Annotated in this window: 10 protein-coding genes; 3 read left to right on the plus strand and 7 right to left on the minus strand. The window is 67.4% G+C overall.

Translation table 11 applies throughout. The annotated features are described in order from the left end of the window. Nucleotides 1–531, minus strand: a 531-nt coding sequence (locus tag AC07VI_RS29140) for a type IV pilus assembly protein FimV (protein WP_494808840.1), incomplete at its 3' end; no start/stop codon positions are given. A gap of 156 nt (nucleotides 532–687) precedes the next feature. Between AC07VI_RS29140 and fumC the strand changes: the two genes are divergently transcribed. The 3 genes from fumC (at nucleotide 688) to AC07VI_RS29155 (ending at nucleotide 2,807) form a co-directional block, all read left to right on the plus strand. Further along, the gene (gene fumC / locus AC07VI_RS29145; RefSeq protein WP_086148534.1) at nucleotides 688–2,082 is read left to right on the plus strand and encodes a class II fumarate hydratase; all 1,395 of its coding nucleotides are present in this window, start codon (nucleotides 688–690) and stop codon (nucleotides 2,080–2,082) included. Between the two features lie 95 nt (nucleotides 2,083–2,177). Next, on the plus strand, nucleotides 2,178–2,399 hold the full coding sequence (locus AC07VI_RS29150) for an RNA-binding S4 domain-containing protein (protein WP_076567361.1): 222 nt from the start codon (nucleotides 2,178–2,180) through the stop codon (nucleotides 2,397–2,399). 123 nt (nucleotides 2,400–2,522) lie between these two features. Next, nucleotides 2,523–2,807 carry a DUF883 family protein gene (locus AC07VI_RS29155; RefSeq protein ID WP_086148533.1) on the plus strand — a complete coding sequence of 95 codons (285 nt, stop codon included), beginning with the start codon at nucleotides 2,523–2,525 and terminating at the stop codon, nucleotides 2,805–2,807. Here AC07VI_RS29155 and bufB read toward each other — a convergent pair. The 6 genes from bufB to AC07VI_RS29185 all read right to left on the minus strand — a co-directional run. After that, entirely contained in the window at nucleotides 2,804–4,471 is a 1,668-nt protein-coding gene (gene bufB / locus AC07VI_RS29160; protein WP_492992846.1) for an MNIO family bufferin maturase, read from the minus strand. The two genes, AC07VI_RS29155 and bufB, sit on opposite strands and share 4 nt — an antisense overlap. A gap of 20 nt (nucleotides 4,472–4,491) precedes the next feature. Next, a complete protein-coding gene (locus AC07VI_RS29165; RefSeq protein WP_099420775.1) occupies nucleotides 4,492–4,794 on the minus strand; it encodes a BufA1 family periplasmic bufferin-type metallophore in 303 nt (100 codons plus the stop codon). Nucleotides 4,795–5,049: 255 nt separating this feature from the next. Next, complete coding sequence (locus tag AC07VI_RS29170; protein WP_086148550.1) at nucleotides 5,050–5,250, minus strand: YjfB family protein; 201 nt, start codon at nucleotides 5,248–5,250, stop codon at nucleotides 5,050–5,052. Nucleotides 5,251–5,308: 58 nt separating this feature from the next. Then, nucleotides 5,309–5,833, minus strand: a complete 525-nt coding sequence (mobB, locus tag AC07VI_RS29175) for a molybdopterin-guanine dinucleotide biosynthesis protein B (RefSeq protein ID WP_086148551.1) — start codon at nucleotides 5,831–5,833, stop codon at nucleotides 5,309–5,311. Nucleotides 5,834–5,967: 134 nt separating this feature from the next. After that, the gene (locus AC07VI_RS29180; RefSeq protein WP_492992843.1) at nucleotides 5,968–7,506 is read right to left on the minus strand and encodes an alkaline phosphatase family protein; all 1,539 of its coding nucleotides are present in this window, start codon (nucleotides 7,504–7,506) and stop codon (nucleotides 5,968–5,970) included. Between the two features lie 113 nt (nucleotides 7,507–7,619). Then, nucleotides 7,620–7,960 (minus strand): general secretion pathway protein GspB (locus tag AC07VI_RS29185; protein ID WP_494808841.1); only part of this gene is annotated, 341 nt, incomplete at its 5' end.

Here is a 7,960-nt window from a genome sequence, read left to right on the forward strand (position 1 = left end):
GGCCGCCAGCGCGGCGGCGTCGGGCGACGGGGCCGCCGGCGGAGCCGCGCTGGCCACGATAGGCCGTGGCAACGGCGCGGGCGGCAACGACGGTGCTGGCGGCCTGGACGGCGGCAACACGGCGGCGGGCGGCGCCGGCGTCAGCCAGAGCGTGCCCAGGCGCACGACGGCGGCACCGCCATTGCCCAGCAACAAATACAAATGCACATGCCCGGCCTGGATGGCTTTTTCCGTCGTGACGCGCACATAGCGGCGCCCGCCCCGCTCCAGCGGGCTGATCGTCAACCCCTGCAAGGCCGGGTCCATGGCGACGCCGCCGCCCCGGTACACATCGGGCGACGCCAGGCGCACGGCCACGCCGCTGGCCTCATCGGGCGCCAGGGCCGTCAGCTCGATCTCGGCCAGCAGGGGCTGGCCCAGGTGCGACAGCACGGCCATGTCGCCCAGTTCGGCCGCCACGGCAGGCGGCGCGGGCAGGCTGGCGGCGGCGCACGCAATCAGGGACCAACGGGGAAAGGCGCTACTCGGCATGGACTGGTCGCTTTGACGGTAAATAAAGGGAACTCGTCCGTCTTTAACGGCAGGAAATCGTAAAAATATAGGAAAAATGATGCAATACAGCATCATCCTGTGCCTTTTGGGCGTCTGGAGTACACTCGAATGACCTCCACCGATGAAAGGGATGCCATGAGTAGCAGAATCGAACGCGACAGTTTCGGCCCGATCGACGTACCCGCCGACCGGCTTTGGGGAGCGCAAACGCAGCGCTCGCTCGAACACTTCCATATCTCCACGGAAAAGATGCCGCCCGAACTGATCGCCGCCCTGGCCACCGTCAAGCGCGCGGCCGCCCACGTCAACCTGGACCTGGGATTACTGGATGGCAAGAAAGCCATCGCCATCACGCAGGCGGCCGATGAAGTGCTGGCCGGCAAGCATGATGGGGAATTCCCGCTGGCCGTCTGGCAGACGGGGTCCGGCACGCAAAGCAATATGAACATGAACGAAGTGCTGGCCAACCGGGGCTCGGAGCTGATCGGCGGCTTGCGCGGCGCCGAGCGCCTGCTGCACCCGAACGACGACGTCAACCTGGGCCAGTCCTCGAACGACATCTTTCCGACCGCCATCCATGTGGCGGCCGCGCTGGCCGTCGCCAACACGGTCCTGCCGCCGCTGCGCCAGCTGCGCGCCACCCTGGATGCGAAGGCCGCGGAATTTGCCGACATCGTCAAGATCGGCCGCACCCATTTGCAGGACGCGACGCCCTTGACCCTGGGCCAGGAATTTTCCGGCTACGTGGCGCAGCTGGACTTTGCCGAGCACATCATCACGGCGGCGCTGCCGCCGCTGCTGCAGCTGGCCGCCGGCGGCACGGCCGTCGGCACGGGCTTGAATGCCCACGTGGAATTTGCGGACCGCATCGCCGCCGAGCTGGCGCGCCTGACGGGCCAGCCGTTTGCCAGCGCCAGCAACAAGTTCGCCGCCCTGGCCGCCCACGATGCCCTGGTGGCCGCCCATGGCGCCTTGAAAACCCTGGCCACGGCCCTGATGAAGATCGCCAACGACGTGCGCTGGATGGCGTCCGGCCCCCGCTCCGGCCTCGGTGAAATCACGATCCCCGAAAACGAGCCGGGCAGCTCCATCATGCCGGGCAAGGTCAATCCCACCCAGTGCGAAGCGCTGACCATGCTGTGCTGCCAGGTGTTCGGCAACGATGTCGCCATCACGGTGGGCGGCGCCTCGGGCAATTTCGAGCTGAACGTCTTCAAGCCCTTGATCGCGCACAACTTCCTGCAAAGCGCGCGCCTGCTCGGTGACGGCATGCGCAGCTTCGACGAGCATTGCGCGCACGGCATTGCGCCGAACCGTGCTCGCATCGCCGAACTGATGGAACGCTCCCTGATGCTGGTCACGGCCCTGGCGCCGCACATCGGCTACGACAAGGCGGCGCAGATCGCCAAGCAGGCCCAGCACGAAGGCACGACCCTGAAGGAAGCGGCGCTGGCCCTCGGTTTTGTGACGGAAGAGCAATTCAGTGCATGGATCGTGCCATTGGAAATGACGCAGCCCAACAAAAGCTGACTTCCACCCTGCATTGCTGTCGGCTTCAGGTAAACTATGACTTAGTTGAGGTCGTCATCAAGTGTTGAAAACACATCATTGCAATAAGGGATACAATGCAAAAAGTAAGCTTTGATTTAACATCCGAGTTCGTCGAGCTGAACCAGCTGCTCAAGCTGGTCGGCTTGTGCGACAGCGGTGGCGCAGGCAAGGTCATGGTCGATAGCGGCGTGGTGAAGGTCGATGGCAAGAAGGAATTGCGCAAGACCGCCAAGATCCGCAGCGGCCAGGTCGTCAGCGTGGGCGATGTCCGCATCACGGTCGTCGGCCCCGTTTGATCCCGGCATGGGGCGCGCGAGCGGCCCCATGCGCCTGGCCAGCACCCCGCCCGTCCGGCTGCCCACATCAAGCTGCAACTATTCGCTATTGCCATCTTTTATCGATTGCGGAAGGGGAGCGCCATGGACCATCCCGAACAAGGTACGCGCAGCCAGGAGCGCCTGATCGGCGACTTGCGCCAGGTCATAGAGAATGCGGAAGAATTGCTCCGCAACACCAGCAAATACACAAGCAGCCTGTACCAGAATGCCCGCGCCCGGCTGGAATTGGCCCTTGTCGCGGCCACGGCCGAGCTTGCCAAATTCGAAGAAGAACAAGTCACGCGCATGATGGACGCCACGCTCGCGGCGAACGCCCTGTACCGCGACCAGACGGGCGAAGCGCGCGTGCTGCGCGCCTTCGACTAGCCGGGCGACATGTCCGTCAGCACGGCCTGCGCCAGCCACTGGCGCAGGTGGCCGCCCAGGTCGAAGGCCGGGTCCAGCTCGAACGCCGCATCCAGTGCGGCGCCGAAGGTGTGTCCCTGCCGCAACGCCAGCAGGGCCGCATAGGCGGCCTCGTCCAGCGCCTGCGCCTGCGCCTTCCAGTGCGGGCGGCACACCAGCGCATGGCTGGCCAGCTGCAGTTGCTGCGGAAACACGCCCTGCCCCTCCCCCTCCTGATGCGCCAGCCACAAGGCATGCACTTGCCAGCCTGACGCCAGCAGGGTGCAGGCCGGATGCAGGGTAAAGCGGCGCGCCTCCAGCTGCTCCGGACCCAGGGCCGCCAGCGCCTCGGGCGGCACGCCCTGCGCATCGGGCGCGTAATGGGCCAGGTGCAAGGCCCATTCCAGGCGCGCCATGTCGGGCAGGTAGGGCAATGCGGCCGCGTGCGGGAAAGTGGCGAGAAAATCGGCGAAACGGGCGCCAAACTGGTTCAAGTCGGCGCTGTCGGACCGATATTGCCGCCCGTACGCGCGCGCCAGGCCGCCAAAGTAGGCCTCGCCCACCAGCGCCAGCACGACGGGATAGGCGTGCGCCAGGGTACGGCGCCAGGTGGCGGCCAGATTGCCGCGGTAGAGTGAAAAACGCTCCAGCGCCGCCGCGCCGGCGAACGATGGCGGCGGCGCCGTGCCTTGCCCGGCATCGAGCAGGGCCGCGGCAAACGCTTGCTGGCCGGCCGCCAGCGCGTCAAGCGGCGCGGGTGGCGGCGCGGGCGGCGGCGCCGCCGGGACGAGGCCCTGCCACGGCGCAGCTTGCGCATGGCGCCCGTGGCGCGCCAGCATGGCCCGCGCCTTGTCCGCCTCGCCCAGCAGGACGTCGAGCGGCGGCAGCTGCGTGTCCCATTCGATCAGGGTGGGAATGGTGCCGAATCGCTGCAGCGCCGCCCCGTACAGGGTCCAGACGGCTTCGGCCACGGGCGCGCCATGGTGGTCGACCACGGCTTGCGGCGTGACCAGGTGGCCGGCCAGATGCAGCTCGCCCACGCTGCCCGGCGCGATGGCCAGCAAGGCGGCCAGCGCATCTTCGCCGTGGTTGCACTGGTTCACATACAGGTTATTAATGTCGAGCAACAAGCCGCAGCCGCTGCGCCGGGCCAGTTCGGCGAGAAACTGCGCTTCGCTCATGGCGTCGCCGGCAAAACGCACGTAAGTGGCGACATTCTCCAGCAAGATCGGCCTTTTCAGCGCATCCTGCACTCTCCCCACCCTGGCGCACAGCAAGTCCAGCGCGGCCCCGTTCAAGGCCAGCGGCAACAAATCATTGAGTTGCTGCCCGGCTACGGCGCCCCAGCACAAATGTTCCGACACGAGGGCCGGCTCCACGCGCGCCACCAGCGCCTGCACGCGCTGCAGATGCTGCTCGGAAAAACCACGCGCCGAGCCCAGCCCAAGTCCCACGCCGTGCAGGCTGACGGCGTAATCCTGGCGCAACGTCTGCAGCACATGCCAGTCCCAGCCCGACGGCTGCAGATAATTTTCGGTGTGCACTTCCAGCCAGTCCACCGCGGGCCGGCGCCCGAGAAAGTCGCGGTAGTGCGCGGCGCGCAAGCCGACGCCCACGCCGGCGAGCGCATGGGGCGGCTGCCGCACGGCAGTGGTGCCCGGAATGCTTATGGCTGCGTGGCTGGCGCGGCCGGCTTGGCAGCCTTGATGGGCTTCATGGAGCCGCCCGCCTGCTCGCACGTGCCCTTGGCAACATAGGTCCATTCCGTGGGCAGGTTGTCCGCCTCGGCCTGGCCCGCGCACGAGTGCGCGCCGTCCGACGAGGCGCAATCATTCTGCCCCGCCTTGGCCACGCCGTAGCACTTTTCCTTGCCGCCGGGAGCGGGACCATCGTGTGCGGCCGCGCTGCCGGTGGCGGCGGCGCAGATGCCGGCCAGGGCGGCGGCGACGAGAGCTTGACGTTTGTTCATGGGTAATCCTCTAGCGTGGTCATGGGAATCGGGGAACTTGGCACCGCCCGGGCTGCGCGGCGGCCAGCCAGGAAGCGATCACCGCATTCTACTGAATCGGCCGCGCCTTGGCGAACAATTGCAGTGACAGGCAGGGGAGGCGCGAGCGGGAGCGGCAAAAGATGGGGGATGCTGAAAAAACAAAAGCCCACTCGCCACCGTTGGCAACGGTGGTGTGGGCGTGACAGGCACCGGGAAGGCGCCGCGCAACGACGTTCAGGCCGTCGTGTTGATGGTGTTGCCGAGGTGAGCCGGCAGGTTCGGCGCCGACTGTACCGGTGGCAAGGCTTGCAGCAAGGCAGTCGCGGTCGAACTTTGAATATCCTGGGCTTTTTTCAGGACAGTCAGGCCAACGGCTTGTCGCGTACCGGTCTCTGCCATCGTGGTTGACAGTTGAGCAATGCTTCCGACGTCCATACGTTTCTCCAATGAGGTTCTACCTGTATTAACGGATGGCGGCGGCAAACCTTTAGACTTATTTTTCCAGCCTGTGCAGCAGCCATGCGAGCACCCGTTCGCGGTCGTTCAAGTCCAGCCACTGCACGCCGGCGCGCAAGTCGGCCGGCGCCGGGCTGTCGGACGCCACGGCGATCACGTGCGGGTCATGCGGATACAGGGGCGCCTGCCCTACTGCCGGCCGGAACACTTCCAGCTTCGGGATGGGGTCCGTCTTGAAGCCTTCGACCAGGGTCAGGTCGGCCGGGCCCATGCGGGCCAATTGCTGCGCCAGGCTCGGTTCGGGCGCGCCGCGCAGCTCGTGCACGATGGCGTAGCGGTACGGCGACGCCACCAGCACCTCGGCCGCGCCAGCCAGGCGCAGGCGGGCGCTGTCCTTTTGCGGCGGCTCCAGCGCCAGGTCGTGGTGGCTGTGCTTGACCAGGTTGACCCGCAAGCCCCGCGCCGCCATTTCCTTCACCACAAATTCCAGCAGGGTCGTCTTGCCGCTGCCGGAACGGCCGATCACGCCAAGTACGGGGTGGGCGGGCATCGCATCGTGCATGGTCACTCCTTGATTGAGAAGGAGTAATTATACGCAGCCCCGTCCGCGCCGCCGCGCCGCGCCTGCGCCGGACAGCGCCCAGGTCAAGCGCAGCGGCAATTTATGCATGCAATCATGCCTGCACGCAACATGACTCAGCCGCCGCCATCCGTCGTGCCCTTCGCCCTGCCGCCATTGGCGGGCGCCGTTTTGCCGCGCTTTCCTGCCGGCTTGCCGCCCTCCGGCGCGCCGGGGTCGCTCGCCTGCCGCCGGCGCCTGCCGCCCGCATGGGGCGCCGTCTTGCCATTGGCCGCCAGCGCATTGCGGGCCGTGCGCGCCAGTTGCCGGTGCGCGGCGATGGCGCCGGCCTCCGCATCGGACAGGGCCGGCACGGCCGGACCGGCGGCCGCCGGCGCGGCCATCAGGCCATGCGCGGCGGGCGCGCCGGCGGGCGCCGGCCGGGCAAAGTCCTGCGCCCGCACATCCGCCTCCCATGCGGCCCGCTGCTGCAGCACGCCAGCCGGCACGGCGGGCGCGGCACGGGCCTGCTGCAGGGTCAGCACCTCGCCCAGCCCGCTGGCGGCCGCCACGCGCGCGCCCATGTCGGGCAGGCTGCCGTCGGCGGCGCGGCAAAAGCGCTGCAGGATGGTCTTGATGATGGACGTGTGGTCGTACACCCGGTGGCTGACGCTGCCCGCCGCGATCAGCGGCGACACGAGCAGCATGGGCACGCGCACGCCGTACTGGCGGAACGCGGGATCGTCATCGATGGCGGCGGGCGGCGGCACATGGTCGAAAAAGCCGCCGTGCTCGTCATAACTGATGATGAGCAGGGTGCGCGCCCAGGCGGGACCGCGCGACAGCGCCTGGTAGACCTGCGCCACCAGCGCCTGGCCGGCGCGGATGTCGGCCGGCGGATGGTCGTCATTTTCAAAGAAATGCGGATCGATCCAGCTGACCGGCGGCAAGGCGCCCGCCAGCGCGTCGCCGATGAAGCCGTAGCGGCGGGCGCTGGAACCGAAGGGTTCGTAAAACTCGGACGAGCGGTAATGGTCGTCCGTCAGGGCCAGGCTCCAGGGTTTCCAGGCGGAATAAAACTTCCAGCCGACCTGGGCGCGGTCCAGGTGGCGCACGAAGGATTTGTTCGCATACAGGGGCACGCGCTTGCTGTCGCGGCTGCCGGCAGCCTTGCCGCTGATCGCGTACAGGCGGTTCGGCCAGGTGGCGCCCGGCACGGAGCTGTAACAGCGGTCGCAGACGCAAAACTGCTGCGCCAGGAAATCGTACATGGGCAGGTCGGCCCCGTTGTAATAGCCCATCACCAGATCGATGTCGGGGTCGCCCGGATGCGTTTGCGCATAGTCGTCGACGAAGCCGCCATTGTTGTTTTGCAATTGCTGCGCCACCGACGCGCCCGTATGCGAAGGGTCCTGGTCCGCGCCGAAGGCCGTGCGCTGCAGGTGGTGCACGGGATAGCTCACGCCCGCATGCACGTTGGCATAAGCCGCTTGCAGGCCGTCGATGTCGGGGCGCCCGCCTTCCAGGCTCAGGTAGCCGAGCATGTGGTCGAACGAGCGGTTTTCCATCATCAGCACGACAATATGGTCGACCTGCGCCAGATTGCCCAGGGCATGGGCGTCGGCACCGGCGGCGGCAGTAGCGGCAGTAGCGGCAATAGCAGTGGCGGCAGGCATGGATGCTCCCCGGCCGCGCGCACAGGCGCGGCGACTCTGGTTTGACCAAGCCCTACAGGCAGAGTTCACCCGACGGGAGCGGCCCTTGATCTACCGCAACGCTCAGCTTGCCATCAATACGGAACGCGATAGCGGTAGCCCTTGAAATTGAAAATCGCCGCCTTCGGCTGCAATTTTTCCAGCACCAGGCCGGGCGCCAGTTCCTCGCCCTCGTGGCGCAAGACCTTGTCGATCAACAATAAGCGATCGGCCGGATTCTTCGAATAGATATAGCCGCCGATGGCGATGGGCGGAATCTGCCGCTGTATCGGCTCAGGCAGGTCGCGCATGCCGGGTACGGCATCCTCGGCCGCCGGCGCGGAGGCGGGCGGCGCGGGCGGCGGGGCCGGCGCCGGGGCCGGGACGGCGGGAACGGCCTGGCCGGGCGTCTCCGCCTGCGGTTCCGCCACGGGCC

Source organism: Janthinobacterium sp. GW821-FHT03A03, from assembly GCF_059421435.1.

Coding starts and splice junctions, on each gene's coding strand:
- AC07VI_RS29150 (WP_076567361.1), top strand. CDS start 2,178: ATGCAAAAAGTAAGCTTTGATTTAACATCCGAGTTCGTCGAGCTGAAC.
- mobB (WP_086148551.1), bottom strand. CDS start 5,833: ATGCACGATGCGATGCCCGCCCACCCCGTACTTGGCGTGATCGGCCGT.
- AC07VI_RS29155 (WP_086148533.1), top strand. CDS start 2,523: ATGGACCATCCCGAACAAGGTACGCGCAGCCAGGAGCGCCTGATCGGC.
- AC07VI_RS29180 (WP_492992843.1), bottom strand. CDS start 7,506: ATGCCTGCCGCCACTGCTATTGCCGCTACTGCCGCTACTGCCGCCGCC.
- AC07VI_RS29170 (WP_086148550.1), bottom strand. CDS start 5,250: ATGGACGTCGGAAGCATTGCTCAACTGTCAACCACGATGGCAGAGACC.
- fumC (WP_086148534.1), top strand. CDS start 688: ATGAGTAGCAGAATCGAACGCGACAGTTTCGGCCCGATCGACGTACCC.
- AC07VI_RS29165 (WP_099420775.1), bottom strand. CDS start 4,794: ATGAACAAACGTCAAGCTCTCGTCGCCGCCGCCCTGGCCGGCATCTGC.